Consider the following 18086-nt stretch of genomic DNA (forward strand, 5'->3'; position numbering starts at 1 on the left):
TTACAATCACGGCAGCTACGTCCCTGTAGCGGTCCGAAAAACGCCTCGATGCGTTTTCGCCAATAAGAACAATAACGGAGCACACCCCGCATGCTGATTATTCAGCCCACAAGCCGCCCTTCTGTTCTGCGCGCATCCATTCGACAAGTACGCCCACATTTTTCTGCCCCGGCGAACACGATATGAGTGCATCCGTGCGCATCCTGGTCATCACCGCCTGTTGCTTGTTCAGCGGTTATTCAATGGCCGAGCCCACACACCCCGAGTGCATTGCTCCGGCGTCACCCGGCGGCAGTTTTGACCTGACCTGTACGCTGGTGAAAAACGCACTGAGCCATGAGAAGCTGCTCAGCACCCCCATGCGCATTACGTACATGCCCGGTGGTGTAGGGGCCGTTGCGTACAATGCCGTGGTTGCACAGCGCCCGGCTGAAGGCGGTACATTGGTGACTTGGTCCAGCGGATCGCTGCTTAATCTGGCGCAGGGCAAGTTCGGGCGCTTCGATGAAAACGCCGTACGCTGGCTCGCGGCGGTCGTCACCAGTTACGGTGCAATCGCAGTAAAAAACGATTCGCCCTACCAAAACCTCGATGATCTGGTTCAAGCGCTCAAAAAAGACCCCAGCAAAGTGGCGATCGGCTCCAGCGGTACAGTCGGCGGCCAGGACTGGATGCAAGCAGCCCTGATCGCCAAGGCGGCAGGCATCAGCCCCCGCGACTTGCGATACGTTGCGCTCGAAGGCGGCGGTGAAATTGCCACGGCATTGCTGGGCGGTCATATCCAGGTGGGCAGCACCGATATTTCCGATTCAATGCCGCACATCCAGAGTGGCGAGATGCGCCTGCTGGCCGTGTTCGCCAATGAGCGTCTCAGCGACCCCGAGATGAAAGATATTCCGACAGCCAAAGAGCAAGGCTACGACATCGTCTGGCCCGTGGTTCGCGGTTTCTATATGGGGCCCAAAGTCAGCGACGAAGACTACGCCTGGTGGAAAACTGCTTTCGACCGGTTACTGGCTTCCCGGTCATTCGCAGAGATGCGCTCCCAGAGTGAGTTTTTCCCGTTCGCAATGACCGGTCCCGAACTGGACACCTACGTGAAACAACAGGTGGCCGACTATAAAACCCTGGCCGTTGAATTTGGCCTGATCAACCATCGCTGATCATTGCCCAGCGCGGCAAAGCTTGTCTCAGGAGTACCCCATGCTGTTGCGCTGCAAGGTTGTCGCCCGACAACCGATCGACCCTGCGCCATGAATAAAACTGCACTGAAACACTGGTGGGGAACCCCTCTGGTCGGCCTCGCAGGTGGCTATCTGGCCAGCCAGATCGGCTGGCCATTGCCGTGGATGGTAGGCTCGCTGCTCGCGATCATCCTGGTACGTTGCCTGAGCCCCTGGCAACTGGCCGAGATCCCCGGCGGACGTAAATGCGGGCAATGGGTGGTCGGTATCGGCATCGGTTTGCACTTCACGCCAGTGGTAATGGAACAAGTACTGACCCATTTTTGGCTGATCTTTTTCGGTGCTTTGCTCACCAGCGTGTCCAGTGTGATCGGGGTATGGCTGATGCGCCGTAGTGGCGAGGATCGTGCCACTGCGTTTTTTTCCAGCATGCCCGGCGGCTCGGGTGAAATGGTCAACCTGGGCGCCCGCAATGGTGCCGTGCTAAGCCGCGTCGCCGCAGGCCAGAGCATCAGGGTACTGACCGTCGTGCTCTGTGTTCCAGCGGCCTTCAAGTTCCTGCTGGGCGAAGGCACTCCCACCTTGCAGCCGGCCACTGTAAATATTTATTGGATGATGTTGCTGTTACCCGCTGGCGCACTTGCGGGCTGGATCTGGCAACGCTTGCGCCAGCCAAATCCCTGGTTGTTCGGGCCGCTGCTGGTCAGCGCCAGTATCAGCCTCATATGGAACCTGCACATTGGCCTGCCCGAGGGCAGCAGCCAAATTGGCCAGTGGCTGATTGGCAGCGGGCTGGGCTGTCACTTCAATCGCGAGTTTTTCCGTCGGGCGCCATCGTTCATCGGCCGCACTCTACTGGGCACAGCCCTGACCATGCTGATTGCCGGGGCCTGTGCGCTGGGCTTGAGCGTATTGACTCACCTCGACCTGCGCTCAATGACACTGGGAATGATGCCGGGCGGCATTGCCGAGATGAGCCTCACCGCACAAACTCTGCAACTGTCAGTGCCGCTGGTAACGGCCATGCAAGTGATGCGCTTGCTGTTCGTGCTGTTCCTGGCAGAGCCCTTGTTTCGATACTGGAACAGACACCACGGCGACTAATGTAAAACATACTCTTGCGCGTAGGATTATTCGCTCAATGTAAGAGCCGCTCCTACAAACTGACTGCGTTGTTGATGCAATACGAGTGCGATTATTTTTAACACGTCAAAACAATCGCACCCGTCCTCTTCAACACACCCAGCAAGAGTTCACCATGACCCATTTCCGTTGCCAATCACAAACACCTGCCAGCCCGCATGACATCCCACACCTGACCCCCAAGGAGCATGAAATACTGGATTGGTGCTCTCGGGGAAAAACATCCGCAGAAATTGCAATCATCCTGAACAAATCAGAAACAACCATCAACTTCCACATGGCCAACTTGCGCGCAAAATTCAATGTCACTTCACGCCACGCGGCTGTACTCAAAGCCATAAAACTGGGTATGGCAACATTGCCCTGAGCGGTATTGCACAGAGATAAAACCATGCCTCTATTCACTGCGATGACTGCCTTAACCCATGACATGAACAATGAACTCATGCATTTCGTCCAGAACGGCGTTCCTGATTCCGGTCTGCTTGTCCTGCTCGCCATGATTGATCCGGATGCCGCCCTTGGCGCAGTGCTGGGTGGCTGGGTCGTGACGCGTTCGCGCCGGACTTTAAAACGCTGGCAACACATAGCATCTTTGGCACTGAGTGCCTGTGTCGGGTATTTATTTACACCGGCCGTCGCCCCTCACTTACCCGGTTTGCCCGTGAGTGTTACGGCATTCATTTGTGCGCTGCTCGCCCTCCCCATCAGTATTAAAGTCATGACATGGGTAAACACAGCAGACATTGCCGATATCCTGCGTCGATTAAGGTGGCCGAAATGATTCACAAGCGCTTTATTATTGTTTCAAGCCGGGTAGCCAGCGTTTCAATACGATTATTCATGACCTGCAGACGGTTCTTTTCTTCCACCCACTTATAAATTATTTTCTGGTCCGTCTCATCCAGCTCCCGAAATACCTGCAGCATCTTTTGTTCTTGAGTGTTCAGCCTGTCTACCGCCTCACACAAACACGAGCAGGTGGATAAGCGCATGGAACCGTGGCCACCAAACAACCAGTCAAGGGAAATACCCTGTTCCCTGGCTATGTCTATGCATATTGAGTACGGAATACTGTCTCGCCCTTTCCAGCTACTCAGTGTCTGCGGACTGACACCCAGTACTTCGGAAAGACCGGAATCTGTTTTAACCTGAGTGACATGCTTCAATCGCTCGAGTATTTCAATTGATTTTTTGTTACTCACTTTGAATAACCCTCAATTTGACTTTGTTGTGTTTTTTGGCAAAATTTACTCTTATTGAGTACTTTTTAGAGCCAAGATATGCAACCTGATAAGTCAAAAGCACTTGCCATTAATAAAGAGCCCCAAGAAAAATCGCAACACTTAACAAAAGCTATCAGAAATATCACATATCAAACGCCATAAATCTTACAAGAAAATGTAATAAAACAATTTATAGATTACGACCTTTACTACCACCGCCAACAACATACCGTCATGCAGGATCAAAGGATGGGTCTTTATTTGAAATTAACGTGCTTTTTAAATCCGGCACTCAACGCTAGTTCAACTGGAGTCAATCATGAGCACCTACAAAATGGTTTGTCCGCATTGCTTGAGCAGGATGCGCATCCGTACCAGCGAAGGTCGGCATATTTTCTTGCGGGTAGCTTACTTGCAATGCACCACTGAAGCCTGCGGATGGTCTGTCAGGGCAGAGTTTGAAATGACCCACGAGCTATCTCCCAGCGGCATGCCCAACCCTGATGTCCACCTGCCCGGCGTCAATCAGGAACTGCGTCAGGCCGCCCTGCCTTGCGACAAGTCGGTCCAACAGACTGCCGGGGCGGGACAATGAGTATTGATCTGGCACAGGTACATGCAGCACCGGGGTTCCTGTCGCGTCTTCGACATGCCTGTATGGGCGATGCCCACTTACTGCCTGGCAGAGCCGACCGACGTGGACGGGCGGGAATGCCCCGGACAGTGCTGGTAAGGCTGGCTCTACTCTGGGGGATGGGGGCGTCCGGGAAGCATCGATTACACCCGGCCTGAGATGGCTCGGTCAATTCTGCAAGCCAGCACACCAGGCGGCCCTACCTGGTGTGTCAAAACAGCCGGACTCGCCGCGCCAACAGGCTTCAAAACCTGAGCATCTGCTTGGGTTATCTAAACCGCCGGAAGTTTCCAGTCGATGGGTGCCAGCCCGTTTTGCTCAAGAAACTTATTGGTTCTGCTGAAGTGACCATTACCAATAAACCCCCGATAGGCAGAGAGCGGTGAAGGATGCACCGAGGTCAGCACCAAATGCTTGGTCGCATCAATCAACTTCTGTTTGCTTTGCGCATGGGCGCCCCATAGCAAAAAGACCAGTTTGGGCTGCTGTTCACTCACCACCTGAATGATCCGGTCGGTGAAATGCTCCCAGCCTTTTTTGGCATGGGAAGCTGCGTTCGCGCGCTCCACGGTCATTGTCGTGTTAAGCAGCAAAACGCCCTGTTCGGCCCAATGCAGCAAGCAGCCATGGTTGGCAATATCGATATTCAGATCGCGCTTGAGCTCTTTATAAATATTGACCAGAGAAGGCGGTACCGATATGCCCGGCGGCACCGAAAAACACAGCCCATGCGCCTGGCCAGGGCCGTGGTAAGGGTCCTGGCCCAGGATCACCACTTTGATCTTGTCCAGAGGCGTCAGGTTCAGCGCGTTGAAAATAAGGGGTCCCGGAGGATAGATTTCTTTACCGGCCACATGCTCCTGGCGCAGAAACTCGCGCAGGTCGGCCATGTAAGGTTTATCGAACTCCTCGCGCAAGGCCTGCTTCCAGACGGGTTCAAGTTTTATACGATCATCCGACGTCATGACTACATCCTGAGAAACAATGGGGCGGACACTAGAAAAGCCCGCCCCCCTTGTCAACGTCCCTGTCTGTTCCGGCCTTGCCAATGACCACCGCGATCACCGCGATTATCACTGCGCTCGTGCCTGCGCTCATGCCTTTGTTCATGCCTTCGTTCATAACGGTGGCCCCGGTCGTAGCCCTGCCGGTAACCACCGCGATAATAGGGCGCCGGACGATAACGGGGCGACGCTTGATAATAGCGGGGGGACGGCGTGTAGTAGCCTCGCTGATAAACAGGGTAGGAGCGGTAACCGCCATACGGATAAGGCGCTGGCGAAGAGTAAACTTCTGAACGGTAGCCTCCATGCCCCGAGTAATAGGGCACACACGCTGACAATGCCAGACCAATCAGAACAATAGAAAGTAGGCGACGATACATGGCGGCCTCCTGGACCGCGAGAGAGCACACACAGCGGCGCTGGGTGGCGACAAATGGCAATGCCATCCGACGCTTGTTATGACCACGAAAACAGCACTTGGTGCCGCCTGTTAAATCCAGCTGCCGAGCGGTATTCAGAAATCCCACACACCGCGCAGTTTGCTATTTAAGATGCGACACCTCTCGACCCCGACCTGACACCGGACAACCGACATGACTACACCCAACCTCTGCCCGGTATGCGGAGCCCGCAATGATTGCTCAATGGCCAGTACCGACACCGAGCACCTGCCCTGCTGGTGCTACGGCGTCAGTATCGACCCGCAAATCATCCGGGCCCTGCCACTTGAACAGCGCGACCAGAGCTGTCTTTGCCCCCGTTGCGCCAACGTCGAACAGCAATTGCCAACAGCGAAATCAGAACCCATCACGTAAGATGCGCGCCTGTATTCCTCATGATTGTTGACCATGCGCATAGACCGCTTTCTGAGCAACCTCCCCCAGTTCAGCCGCCAGCACGTTCGGCTGTTACTGATCGAAAAGCGCATCCGGGTCGATGGTCAGGTCATTTGCGATCCCCATCATGAAATCCGTACATTCAGTCGCATCGAACTCGATGATGGCGTCCTGCAAGACGGTAAGCCGGCGCGCTATTTCATGCTGCATAAGCCGCAGGGGTGCGTCAGTGCCACCCGGGATCCGGAGCACCCCACAGTGCTGGACCTGCTGGATGAACCTGACAAACACGAGCTGCATATCGCCGGCCGACTGGACTTCAATACCAGCGGGTTGATGCTGATTACCAATGACGGGCAATGGTCGCGACGCCTCACCCAGCCGCAAACCAAACTGCCCAAAGTGTATTACGTCGAGACGGAACACATCATCGGCCCCGAGTACATTGACCAGTTCAGGCAAGGCATCTATTTCGCCTACGAAAACCTGACAACCCTGCCCGCCGAACTGGAATTGCTCGGACCTTGCAGCGCCCGCTTGAGCATCGTTGAGGGCCGCTATCACCAGGTCAAACGCATGTTTGGTTATTTCGACAACAAAGTCATACGCCTGCACCGCGAAAGCATCGGCTCATTGGCGCTCGACAGCCTGCTGGCACCCGGAGCCTGGCGCCCGCTCAGCGATCAGGAAATCCAGCTGTTTTGAGAAGGAGCATTCGCTAAAAGCTGAAGCCTGTGCCCACACTTGCCTGTCACAATCCCGGCGCATCATTTGTCTGACCGACGCTCGATTCGCTGGAGTCTGACGCCATGATCAAACCTGAAACGGCTGTGCTCGATGTTCAAGGGCAATTCCGGATTCACACCGAGTTCTACCGCTCGGAGACCGCAGAACACACCATTATTCTGGTCAACGGCTCTCTGGCCACCACCGCGTCATTTTCCCAGACACTAAAAAGCCTGCATCCGCACCTCAACGTCGTGCTTTACGATCAGCCCTATGCAGGCCAATCAAAAGCACACAACCGACATCAGACAATGCTGACAAAAGAACTTGAAGCACAGGTGCTCCTGGAGCTGATCGAGCATTTTGAAGCGAATTACCTGTTGTCATTTTCATGGGGTGGCACCGCAGCACTGACCGCGCTGACAAGCGCCCCCCGACGGATCAAAAAAGCCGTCATCAGCTCGTTCTCGCCGCTCATCAACTCTGCCATGCGCGACTATCTGGAACGAGGCAGCCGCTGCCTGGCCGCTTGCAATCGCACACAGGTCGGGCAACTGGTCAACGATACGCTGGGCAAGCACTTGCCCTCACTGTTCAAGCGCTTCAACTTTCGACACGTCAGCACCCTCGCCGAACACGAGTACGCGCAAATGCATTTCCACATAGACCAGGTACTGACCAGCGACCGCCTGTGCTACCTGAACGCAACCCAAGGCATCGACATACCGGTGTTATTCATCAACGGCGCACTGGATGAGTACACCGCCGCCAGCGACGCACACCACTTTGCCCGTCCCATTCAGAACAGCCAGTTCATTTGTCTGGAAAATACCGGTCACTTTCTGGATATGGAACACAAAGACGCACGTCATATCAGCAAGATTGCCCTGCTGAATTTTTTAACGCCGACCCGTCAGCCGAGTCCGTGCGCGTCATCCCTGAAAGTGACTCAAAACACGCCCAAGGGATTGAACAACCTTGTAAATTTCGCATTACACGAATAAAAACTTCTCATCCAGGCCGACTTCTGGTACAAAGTCAGCCGCTCTACGCGGGTATAGTTTAGTGGCAAAACGAAAGCTTCCCAAGCTTTAGTTGAGGGTTCGATTCCCTCTACCCGCTCCACATCTCTTCTAACTCATTGATTTCACTGGAATCCACTGAGCTGATAGCGAGACAGTCACGTAGTCCTCCTACAAAGGACTCTTACAACGTGACGCAACGCAACAACCTCTACCGCCGTTCGAGCGGAATCTACGTCCTTCGCATCACTGTTCCGGCTCGCTATCGAGTCCAGTTTGGGCAAAGAGAAATCCACGCAACGACTCACTCAAGAGATCTATACAGCGCGAAAGCTGTAGCATGCCGACTATTGGATTTCTGGAACTCACATTTGAGCGAGTTGAAAATGGGTGAGAGAGGGCTACCTGAAGCAAACGTCTTGATGGCTAGAAAGGCAGTTGTAAGCATTAGTGAGCTCAGCGCTGCTAGTGGGCTACCCGCAGAGCATGTGCTCCGAGAGGTGCTCAACAGCAACATCCCTGTAGTCTACGAAGCGCATTCACTACCCGGCTTTCTGGTGGACGACTTTAGAGAGGTCGACTCTGAAAGCGAAATGGGTGGATTCGTCGTCAACAGCGCCATGGACATTGGAGTTCATCACGCCTTCAGCCGCTTCCTGAAGCCCTTCCATCTTCGTGACACTCTACTCAACATCATCGAAACCGGGTTCTCGGAGGAAATTGTATTTCGCATACCCAACCAGAAATGGCAGGCGGCTTTCTTTGACCTACCGGGCGTTCGTGTTACCGCACACACAGCTTTGATCTTGAGGATTCACGCAGACCAGTTTTTCAACCCGACATCATCTCCAACTCCATCTTCAGCATTCGCAAAAGCATATGAATCTCAGCCTCTTCTCAATCCCGAGTTGTCCTATGCGTGCTGTAGACCGGATCGCGCCAAGGAACTCGTTTCATCTTTGATGGATCAGTTTCTGACACGAAAACAAATTAAGTGGAAGCCCGATCAGCAGAAGCGAATGGCTACTCAATGTGGCGCATTTGTTGAGCTAATGAATGATCCTCCACTGGGAGCTCTAAACCGACAACTGATTTGGGACTATGAGATCAAGCTTCGGAAAATGCCTGAAAATAGGTATAGCGCTGCCCGTCGCCATAACACTCAAGACGCCAACCAACTACTCGCATTGGCAGAGGAGCACGGAGAGACTCGCCTTTCATCTGCGAGTGTTGAACGTTACATGGACTCTCTGTCGAGTATGCTTTCATGGGCGGTCGACAATATGATCCTCACTCTAAATCCGGCAAAAAGAGCAATTGAAAAATCGAAAAAAACCACCCGAAACCAAGATGATCGCTTCTTATTTGAAAAGGTATACCTAGACAAGATTTTTTCTGCACCTTGGTTTTCAACAGGAACAGGGGAAAGAAACAAACAAGGAAGATTCTATCAATTCCGTCCTCACTTCTACTGGCTACCATTGCTCGGACTCTACACAGGCGGCAGAGTAAATGAGCTCTGCCAACTTTATATTGACGACATAAAGCTCTCCGAATCCGGAGTATATTATCTTGACTTCAATCTCGACACCCCCGACAAAATAGATGCGGACGTGCGCGATGGCGTAGTGATTAATGGATCAGATAAATCCTTAAAGACTGTCAACTCCAAACGAATCATGCCCCTTCACCCTCACGTGATAGAGTTAGGATTCCCGGCCTATGTCAAATCGTTATCTATGGCGGGCCATAATCGCCTGTTCCCAGAGCTCAAACGTGATGCCATCAAAGGTTACGGCAAACCAGCAGGGAGTTGGTTCAACGAGCGTTTCCTTGGCAAACAGTTACTCGTTCCCCGTGACGGCAAGCGAACCTTCCACTCTTTCAGGCATAACTTTATTACTGCTTTGAACCAGCAAGGGGTTCCATCTGACATCATTGCTCAGCTGGCAGGACATATCAGAGGTTCAACAGAGACTGCAGGTCGTTATAGGAAGGATGCCGAAGCGGACCGATTGTTAACTTACATAAAGCTACTTAATTATAAACTTCCGCAAATAAAGCCTTTTATTATTTCAGATGGACTGGATGCAATCAGTGATGCCTTGCGCCGGAAGGTTCATACATCTCAATAGCAAGAGACTATTGGTCATCCAACCTTGATAGCTAGGCTCCGTGGCACCCCATAACCGAGACATTTCGCCGGCAAGATGATGGCGAAATGCCTTGACATGTGGTATCTCGTATTCATAACCAATCCGATCTACACCGGAACAATGCCAAGGACGCACAGATGAAATATGAGTTTCCTGATAATCACTGCCTTACACAGAACGTTATAACCAAATTATCGTTGTTTGACGGTGAAGTATCTTTTACGGATGCTCAGTTTGGTGCCCTAGATTTCGGCGTAGGAAGAGGAGAGAGCCTACTCGTAGTCTCACCGACTTCGACTGGCAAGACTCTGATTGGGCTCTGGGGCATCGCGCAGAATCTTGAACGAGGTGCTAACGCGGTTTATCTGGTAACACATCGCGCATTAGCACAGCAAAAAATGTCCGACTTCCGTAGTCAGCTACTCAACGACTTCCTAGGTGGAGATCATTCCTCATTGGTGCTCGCTACAGGAGACTCTGTCAAAGACGCGGCCGGTGAAAATTGTGCAGATCCTTTGGGAGCCCGCGTTTTAGTTGCTACGTATGAAAAATATCTAGCTCTGCTATCGGCTTCCGGCATCCCATCTGATATGCGTAATACTGTAGTCGTATGCGATGAAATTCAAATTATTGCAGATGAGAGCCGTGGTCAAAGCGTTGAAGTTTTGCTTTCTTTACTTAGGCGAGTTGGATGGCTGCAGTTTATTGGTCTCTCGGCAGTTCTCGACACTAAAGATGCTAGGGAGTTGAGCGACTGGCTAGGAGTTAAATTACTACTAAGCCCTGCTCGCGAAAAACATATCGAATATAGCTGCCATACCCCAAGCGGGCTGATTAAAGCAAATACAGGCCAGCCAGATCTTCTTGTAGGACCAATACAACAGTCTCCAAACATACTAGACGCTATAGCTCTAGTTAAACATGTAGTAAAGCACGAGTCCGGCAGTCTCCCCCTAATAGTATTTTGCATGACAGTGAAGGATACTTACACTCTAGCAGAGTTACTTTTGGGCCCTATCCCCCCCGGACAGGGCAGCCTAGACTTTGACGGTTTACCGGCCACATTTGCAAATGAATTTCTATCTAGATCCATGGGTAAAAGAATCGCCATTCACAACGCTGATCTAACAGACGATGAGCGTGGCGTTGTTGAAGCAAAGCTTTTGAGTAAAGAGTTAGATGTTGTATTCGCCACTACTACTCTGGCAGCAGGCGTTAACTTCCCACTAGCATCTGCAGTTTTTTCAAAGTTCTCAAGATATAATTTCCCCCGAAAAACACACATCCCGATTGACTCTGCTGAGTTTCACAACATGGCAGGCAGGGTTGGCAGGATGGGATATGATGGAGTAAGTGGGAAAATATTTTATTTTGCAAAATCTCAATCCGAAGCCATAGATGCGCGAAAATATCTTAACTTTGGCTCTATGCCGTTGATCAAAGCTAGAATAAGCCCCGATAGATTTAATCTACTCGCACTACAGCTAGTTTCGTCTGGACTGTGTATGACCGAGGGGCAGGTAGCAGAGCTTATATTAGGAACATTTAGCGCAATCAGAGAATTAGATAAGAACCCCGTAGCATATCAACGTTGGCCGGATCGGATATCTCAAGCTGTAGGGGAACTTGTAACGCAAGGCTATCTGCTGCTGTCAGATTCAAAACAGCTGTCGGCGACCCTTGTAGGAAAAGCTGTTGGCCTGAGCGGCCTGACACCTGAAACTTCCACGTTTTTACTTAAATACATTTGTGAAAAGCAAGACTCGTTAATATCCTGCCTGCCGAAGACTGACAATCTTGGCGATATGGACAAGTTAATTTTTCTTCTCTTTTCCGCTGCATTAAACAGCCCGGAATTCGTGCCTATGAACGGTAAAGGGGTAACTCGAAACCTACCGTGGGCGCTGGAAAAACACTCTCTGTTCAATGCGGATATTTACAAGGAAAGCTTAGCTGAAACCGTGTGGAGAGCAAACCTCAAACCTGTTAACGCCGCTCATATTTGCTCGATGTGGGCAAAGGGAGCTCAGTTGAAGGATCTAGAAGGACTAACACCTGAGCTCAGAGCTGGTGCGATTAGAAGCGTAATTCGTGATCTCAGCTGGGTGCTTCAAGGGCTAGCTTCTATTTTGACCGCTGTTGTTGACCGAAGAACACCTACTGAACTACTTCCATCGGTTATCACAAACACTATGCCCGACCTTAGAAAGCTGGCGAGGCTTCCACGAGTAATCAGGCGGGTAATTATGCGCCTCACATTTGGCTTACCAGACAATGTGCTCTGGCTTATGGAGCTAAATGCCGATTCTGAGAGGCATAAGCTCCAGCGTGAAGAAATACTTGCCTTTGGTGCTGCTGGCTATTCAAGCCCTCAGAAGCTAATGCTTGGATCGCAGGAAGCTGACGATTGCCGCAAGGAAGTTTTTATAAAAGCGAAGCCCTCTCCTGTAGCAAAGGCAAATTGGCTTAGAGATTCCGTGCGCGATTGGAAAACGGAGTCCCGCAAAAAATCCTCAAAATATCATATCAAACGCGCAATAAACTTAGATAGCGTTGTTTATTTTAAAGACTATTACGAATCACTCGGAAACTTCTTCGAGCTTGCATTTGAGCGACTACTTGATCATGTGGGCATAAACTATACAAAGTTAGATTGCAACAAAACCACTGGCGCACCAGACTACTTGATAAGTCTTGAAGGTTCGCCAGCCCTTATTTTCGAGCTAAAATCAAAACAAGGAGATAAACTCGTCGACTACAATGGCGCGACTGAGGTTCTTTCAGCGTCTGAAATACATGGCTATAAGGATACTTCCTGCGTGACCTTATGCCACCCCGGCGTTGATCCAAGCGTGCCGTTAGCAATCAACTCATGCACAAGATTAAGCGTAGTCGAAAGTCATGATTTAGCGGAGGCGTTGCTGCGTTTACGGCAAGGTTATTTGACTCAAATGCAGCTTTGGCAATGGCTGACTACGCCCGGGCAAGCAGTATCTGATGATCTCCCTTTTGTTGAATATGACTGATACTCGTTGATACCTGCTCACTAGCCCCCACGGAGATCATGTGCCGTGCGTTTATAACTTGGGGAGGTAACCCCTCTCCAGTTGTAATTCATAAGTCCTGTCACCATGCCAACAAACGACCGTTTTCTGGCATCCCAAAAAACGCCCTACTCTACTGTCAGAAAAATAGCCTTGGCTTTTCTGACAGGCCATCCTATTTTCGACAGGGTATTCCTACAGGAGAAAATAGCAAATGGCCACCTTCGCTTACGGACGCGTATCAACATCACTTCAGGACACAGACAACCAGCGCTTGGAACTAACGAATGCTGGCTGGGCAATCGACTACTGGTTCGCAGATACAATCAGCGGCAAATCAGCTTCTAGTCAGCGGCCAGCTTTCAGGGAGCTTCTGACAAAGATCCGGGACGGTGAAACCTTGCTAGTTTCAAAACTCGATAGGTTGGGAAGAGATGCCATTGACGTTCTTCAGACTGTCCGAGACCTTGGGGCCAGGAACATAAAAGTGGTTGTGCATCAGCTTGGGTCTACAGACTTGACTTCACCGGCGGGGAAACTTTTGCTCTCAATGCTGGCAGCAGTTGCTGAGATGGAGAGGGATCTGCTGATCGAGCGAACTCAAGCCGGGTTGACAAGGGCTAGAGCTGAAGGCAAAAAGCTTGGCCGCCCCTCTAAGATCGCGCCTGAGCAACGATCTGATATTTTGATGTCTCTGTCACAGGGCGCCAGCATCAGCGCCCTAGCTCGAAGGTATGCGGTTTCAAGAGCTACAATAGCCGGGGTCAAGGTCGATCAGATACATCCATGAGCCCTCCGATTCGCAATATGGAGTCGTTGGCTTTTGAGATATGTTCTGCAAAGGGGCTTACAGGTCTGAATGAAGTGTCGTTGACCCCACGAAACCAGACAGCAGTCCAACCCGCCAAATCTGAATATTTGTTCGAAGCCCTGATCCTACTGACATAGATCCCTACCATGCAGCCAGCTGATCCAGTGTCTGCCCAAGGTTGATCTTGGCAAGTGACATCAACATTTTGATTAACGTGTAGACGATACTTTTTGAAGACTCCGGCAACGCCGTCTCTATATCCCCGGGCAGGAATTATCTTAAGGGCCGAGCTGTCATGATTACCCAACGCGTTTTCGAGATCGCAAGCATGGATTTCGTCGATAAGAGATCGCAGCTTGGGAGATACCCCGGTGTAGCACTTATCGCTCTCATCAGCTGATACATCCATTTCGTCACTTTCTTGGTCGTTAAAAGCATCTGTATTGTCGAGTTCATCAATCGAAGGCGCTGGTGTAGCTTTGGTAACTGCTGATGCAGACTCGCTGCTCTCCGAACACTTAGATAGACCATTTGCAATGGCTATCACCACCACTACACAACCCACCAGCTTCATCAAAAATTGCATAACTTGTAGACCTCATCTGCTCTAATTGGTTTGAAATGTCACGATCAGTGCGTGGCCGATTAGTCTACATTGCTGTGACATTCCGGGAATGAAAATTCCCTTAAAACAGCGCTTTGGTTTACGAGTCAAAGAATTGAGGCTTGCGTCTGGGCTAAGCCAAGAAGCTTTTGCAGACCATGCTTCTATTGCCCGCAGCTACATGAGTCGTATCGAACGAGGTATGGCTAATCCCTCTCTAGAGGCTATAGAGGGGCTTGCAGATGCGCTTGACGTAGATCCGAGCGAACTCTTTGCGTGCGTCGAGCCAGCACGGTTATACGAAGCTGTAGAGGTGCCTTTTGCGGCCGATGGGTCGTGCTTTAACCCTCAGCTCGCGAGTCCACGGGATGGCACATTTCGGGTTGGCGAAAAGTCCGCAGAGCTTCGACTCGGTTCGTTCGAGGAAGCGTTGGCGTATCTCAGGACGATGCCTACAGCACGATGGCGAAGACCCAACAAAAGCGGCAACTGGGGTTTAGTGTCAGCAGTGAGGTGGGGGCGGCTATCAAAGTAAACACTCACGACCAGCCAATCCGGTTGTTTTACGTTCTACTTACGTTGCGTTTCTGACATATCCTCCAGCTACTCCGAGGTATGGTCAGCGGTTCCGGGACTATCCCTCAATTCAGGCTCGTGGAGGAAATATGAAACGTGATTGGGATTTAATCCGGGAAGTATTGGTTGAGGTAGAAGCTCTCAGCTTTTTGGAGCGAGATCAATTCGGCTACGAACTTAGTTATGTAGAGCAAAGTGAGGATTCAAAGAAAGCGGAGCATGCTTTGCTGCTATGGGAGGGTGGCTTCATTGCAGGGATTGACGCGGGCTCAATGGACGGCCCCGCACTCTTGAGCCCTAAGCTGACATGGGAAGGACACGAGCTACTAGAGACCATCCGGAGCCAAGCGGTGTGGGAGCGTATCAAGACGACTGCGAAATCTAAAGGGATTGAACTGACACTGGAATCAGTAAAAATACTGGGCAAGTCAGCTCTAACGTGGGTGTTAGCAAACTGAAGTGAGGTGCTTTCTAAGCCTTGGTTCTTTCTCACCTTCCGGTAGAGAGAGGTTGTATTTCCCCCAACCCCACTGATGCGGGTTAGAGGAACCTCAGCCTACCGAAAGGGATTCACCTTCCGTATAGATTGCTTCCGGCCTGAGGCTGAATTATTACAACACCATGTTAAGGCAGGTCAGGTTTCACATGGTGTTGATCGCGACTCGGCTTCAGCCACCCTTCCGGGCATCTCTACCGACGACCTCTATGTCGCTTCCTTCTGAGGTCTTGTGCGCGTCACCGCATAATATTTTGTGCCCGAACGTATGGATGCCGATAAAGCACAAACTGAAGACTCGAAATGTATACCAGAAGAAACATTATCAATCAACATAGGATTTCGTGAGCGCTTTCGCCCACTTCCAACCTAACGCTGACCACCTGTAAGGATCGCGCAGAAAACCTCACAGAGAAGGACTTCAACACCTTTGAACTCCCCACTTATTTCTAAGGGTTTGTTCTTTAGAAGGCATTACTCAAGCCGGCCTTCCCTCTCCTACAAACAGCTCCTACAATATTCAGTCAATATCTCCTAAAATCAAAGACTTACGTGACATATGGGTTTGGGTTCGATTCCCTCTACCCGCTCCACTTTTTCTTCCCTTCCGTTTCATCGCATCCCCCTCCTGAACCAACAAACAAACGCCCGCACCATCAGGTTAACGAGCATTTGCTTAAGCGCGAGCCGCTTTATCCCATTGCGTGGATCAACCCCGGCAGAGCATGCACCAGGGCACTGATCGCAAAACCGATAAACATCACGCCGCACAACCGGGTAATCAGCAATTCATGACGCTGATACAACGCCCGGACATGGCCCGCGCCTACGATGCCGACCAATATTACATACGCTGCAGCCCCCCCAACGAAGCTCAAAGCGATTAACCACGGCAACATTGACCAGGTCAGCAACTCTGCACGACTGGAAAGCAGCGCGGTGAAAGTGGCGACGGCCACAGGATACGCTTTGGGGTTGGTCAGACCGAAAAGAATGCCATGGGCAAAAGGCTGGCGAGCCGGGCCTTGTTGCGCCACGCTGCTTTTCCGGGCGAGCACCGCACGCAAACCGAGCCAAAACAGGTAAAGCCCGCTCAGCAGTCCCAGCACGTTGAAAGTCGTACTGCCGAACTCTCGCGCACCGACGATGGCAATCAACGCCGTGCTGCACCAGATCACATCCCCCAATAAGTGCCCGCAGAGAAATCCGGCACCGGCGCGTCGCCCCCGTGCCGCACCTATGCCAAAAACTGCCAGCACGCCGGGGCCAGGGGTGATGCCATAGATGAAGCCTGAGGCCAGTACGGCCAATAACAATGAAGGGGTCATGCGAAACGCTCCAGAAAAACAGCTTCACGGTCTCCAGTTATCCGTGGCTGAGCCCGATTCTGCACGTTCTAAAACACGATGTAACCGTTAGCGTTGCAAATCCTGCGGGGCAACTCAGGGCGGACGTTATACGTGATTAATGCCGGCGCCCCAGCAGATTGACCACCAACCGATCGACCCAGCCCCAGATCCGCTGTTTGACACGTCGCCAGAGTGGCCGTGATTGCCAGGCCTGCAGGCTGATGGGCAGGCTCTGCTCGAAGTCTGCGACAAAGCTGGCCGCCACCGCCTGGCTGAGGCCGGGGTCGAGAGCCTCAAGGTTGGCCTCAAGGTTAAAGTGCAGATTCCAATGGTCGAAGTTGCATGAACCGATGCTGACCCAATCATCAATCAGCACCATTTTCAAATGCAAAAAACACGGTTGGTATTCAAAAATCTGCACACCGGCCTTGAGCAGTCGCGGGTAATAACGATGTCCGGCATAGCGCACTGAAGGATGATCCGTGCGGGGCCCCGTCAGCAGCAACCGCACATCGACGCCGCGCCCCGCCGCCCGACGCAGTGAACGACGAACGCTCCAGGTGGGCAGGAAATACGGCGTGGCCAGCCAGATCCGGTGTTGGGCACTGTTAATCGCCCGCACCAGCGATTGCAGAATATCCCGATGCTGGCGCGCATCCGCGTATGCGACCCGGCCCATGCCTGCACCCGCGTCAGGTACGCGCGGCAAATGTGGCAGGCCAAAGTGTGTCGCAGGCTTCCAGGCCTTACGGCTGATGTTGGCGCGCCATTGACGATCAAACAGCATCTGCCAGTCCAGAACCAGCGGCCCTCGAATTTCGACCATGACTTCATGCCAGTCGCAGCTATCGAGACCGGGCTGCCAGAATTCATCAGTCACCCCTGTGCCTCCCACCACGGCTATCCGCTGATCGACCAGCAATAACTTGCGGTGGTCGCGGTACAGGTTACTCAGCCCGTTGCGCCAGCGAATACGGTTGTAGAAGCGCAACTCTACCCCGGCATCGATCAGCCGACGGCGCAAAGTTGAGGTAAACGCCAGGCTACCGTAGCCGTCAAACAGGCAGCGCACGCGAACCTGGCGCTGCGCGGCATGCTCCAATGCTTGCACAATGGCTTCGGCGCATCCCCCGGCCTCCACCAGATACAGCTCCAGATCGACATGCTGTTCAGCGTGTTTGATGGCATCGATCATCCGCGGAAAAAACTGCGGGCCATCGATCAGCAACTCGAACTGGTTGGCGCCGCGCCAGGGGAAGATTGCGCCAGCCATGA

At 52.1% G+C, this 18086-nt stretch carries 18 protein-coding genes and 1 tRNA gene; 14 read left to right on the forward strand and 5 right to left on the reverse strand.

Features of this window, described 5'->3' with window-relative positions; genetic code table 11:
- Positions 1-182 precede the first annotated feature (182 nt).
- From AWM69_RS04650 to AWM69_RS04665, 4 genes are all read left to right on the forward strand, one after another.
- A complete protein-coding gene (locus tag AWM69_RS04650) occupies positions 183-1163 on the forward strand; it encodes a tripartite tricarboxylate transporter substrate binding protein (protein ID WP_218725873.1) in 981 nt (326 codons plus the stop codon).
- 90 nt (positions 1164-1253) lie between these two features.
- Entirely contained in the window at positions 1254-2288 is a 1035-nt protein-coding gene (locus tag AWM69_RS04655; RefSeq protein WP_218725874.1) for an AbrB family transcriptional regulator, read from the forward strand.
- A 154-nt stretch (positions 2289-2442) separates the two neighbouring features.
- The gene (locus AWM69_RS04660) at positions 2443-2694 is read left to right on the forward strand and encodes a response regulator transcription factor (protein ID WP_131652676.1); all 252 of its coding nucleotides are present in this window, start codon (positions 2443-2445) and stop codon (positions 2692-2694) included.
- Positions 2695-2718: 24 nt separating this feature from the next.
- Positions 2719-3111, forward strand: a complete 393-nt coding sequence (locus tag AWM69_RS04665; RefSeq protein WP_256930174.1) for a putative holin — start codon at positions 2719-2721, stop codon at positions 3109-3111.
- Position 3112: 1 nt separating this feature from the next.
- On the opposite strand, the gene AWM69_RS04670 is transcribed toward AWM69_RS04665, so the two are convergent.
- Positions 3113-3532, reverse strand: a complete 420-nt coding sequence (locus AWM69_RS04670) for a helix-turn-helix domain-containing protein (RefSeq protein ID WP_131652675.1) — start codon at positions 3530-3532, stop codon at positions 3113-3115.
- Positions 3533-3872: 340 nt separating this feature from the next.
- Between AWM69_RS04670 and AWM69_RS04675 the strand changes: the two genes are divergently transcribed.
- Positions 3873-4148, forward strand: coding sequence for an ogr/Delta-like zinc finger family protein (locus AWM69_RS04675; protein WP_131652674.1), 276 nt, complete (start codon positions 3873-3875; stop codon positions 4146-4148).
- A gap of 311 nt (positions 4149-4459) precedes the next feature.
- Here AWM69_RS04675 and ung read toward each other — a convergent pair whose 3' ends face one another.
- Positions 4460-5152 (reverse strand): uracil-DNA glycosylase, encoded by a 693-nt coding sequence (gene ung / locus AWM69_RS04680; RefSeq protein WP_131652673.1) that lies wholly within the window; start codon positions 5150-5152, stop codon positions 4460-4462.
- Positions 5153-5784: 632 nt separating this feature from the next.
- Here ung and AWM69_RS04685 point away from each other — a divergent pair.
- The 7 genes from AWM69_RS04685 to AWM69_RS04715 all read left to right on the forward strand — a co-directional run bounded on the left by AWM69_RS04685 (position 5785) and on the right by AWM69_RS04715 (position 13765).
- The gene (locus AWM69_RS04685; RefSeq protein WP_218725875.1) at positions 5785-6006 is read left to right on the forward strand and encodes a cysteine-rich CWC family protein; all 222 of its coding nucleotides are present in this window, start codon (positions 5785-5787) and stop codon (positions 6004-6006) included.
- 33 nt (positions 6007-6039) lie between these two features.
- Complete coding sequence (locus AWM69_RS04690) at positions 6040-6732, forward strand: pseudouridine synthase (RefSeq protein WP_218725876.1); 693 nt, start codon at positions 6040-6042, stop codon at positions 6730-6732.
- Between the two features lie 104 nt (positions 6733-6836).
- The gene (locus AWM69_RS04695) at positions 6837-7757 is read left to right on the forward strand and encodes an alpha/beta fold hydrolase (RefSeq protein ID WP_256930176.1); all 921 of its coding nucleotides are present in this window, start codon (positions 6837-6839) and stop codon (positions 7755-7757) included.
- Between the two features lie 47 nt (positions 7758-7804).
- Positions 7805-7878: transfer RNA gene (locus AWM69_RS04700), tRNA-Gly, on the forward strand.
- 268 nt (positions 7879-8146) lie between these two features.
- Entirely contained in the window at positions 8147-9910 is a 1764-nt protein-coding gene (locus AWM69_RS04705) for a site-specific integrase (protein WP_218725877.1), read from the forward strand.
- 158 nt (positions 9911-10068) lie between these two features.
- Complete coding sequence (locus AWM69_RS04710; protein ID WP_218725878.1) at positions 10069-12957, forward strand: DEAD/DEAH box helicase; 2889 nt, start codon at positions 10069-10071, stop codon at positions 12955-12957.
- A gap of 232 nt (positions 12958-13189) precedes the next feature.
- Entirely contained in the window at positions 13190-13765 is a 576-nt protein-coding gene (locus AWM69_RS04715) for a recombinase family protein (protein ID WP_218725879.1), read from the forward strand.
- Here AWM69_RS04715 and AWM69_RS04720 read toward each other — a convergent pair.
- Entirely contained in the window at positions 13740-14372 is a 633-nt protein-coding gene (locus AWM69_RS04720) for a hypothetical protein (protein WP_218725880.1), read from the reverse strand. The genes AWM69_RS04715 and AWM69_RS04720 overlap by 26 nt on opposite strands.
- Before the next feature lie 88 nt (positions 14373-14460).
- On the opposite strand from AWM69_RS04720, the gene AWM69_RS04725 reads away from it, so the two are divergent.
- On the forward strand, positions 14461-14925 hold the full coding sequence (locus AWM69_RS04725) for a helix-turn-helix domain-containing protein (RefSeq protein ID WP_218725881.1): 465 nt from the start codon (positions 14461-14463) through the stop codon (positions 14923-14925).
- Between the two features lie 130 nt (positions 14926-15055).
- Entirely contained in the window at positions 15056-15424 is a 369-nt protein-coding gene (locus AWM69_RS04730; protein WP_218725882.1) for a DUF2513 domain-containing protein, read from the forward strand.
- Between the two features lie 730 nt (positions 15425-16154).
- Here the strand turns inward: AWM69_RS04730 and AWM69_RS04735 are convergent.
- Together AWM69_RS04735 and AWM69_RS04740 are read right to left on the reverse strand one after the other, a co-directional pair.
- Complete coding sequence (locus AWM69_RS04735) at positions 16155-16790, reverse strand: LysE family translocator (RefSeq protein ID WP_131652670.1); 636 nt, start codon at positions 16788-16790, stop codon at positions 16155-16157.
- 136 nt (positions 16791-16926) lie between these two features.
- Positions 16927-18084, reverse strand: a complete 1158-nt coding sequence (locus AWM69_RS04740; protein WP_131652669.1) for a phosphatidylserine/phosphatidylglycerophosphate/cardiolipin synthase family protein — start codon at positions 18082-18084, stop codon at positions 16927-16929.
- Positions 18085-18086 lie beyond the last annotated feature (2 nt).

The sequence above is a fragment of the Pseudomonas sp. D1HM genome, from assembly GCF_019266105.1.
Classification (GTDB): Bacteria; Pseudomonadota; Gammaproteobacteria; order Pseudomonadales; family Pseudomonadaceae; genus Aquipseudomonas; species Aquipseudomonas taetrolens.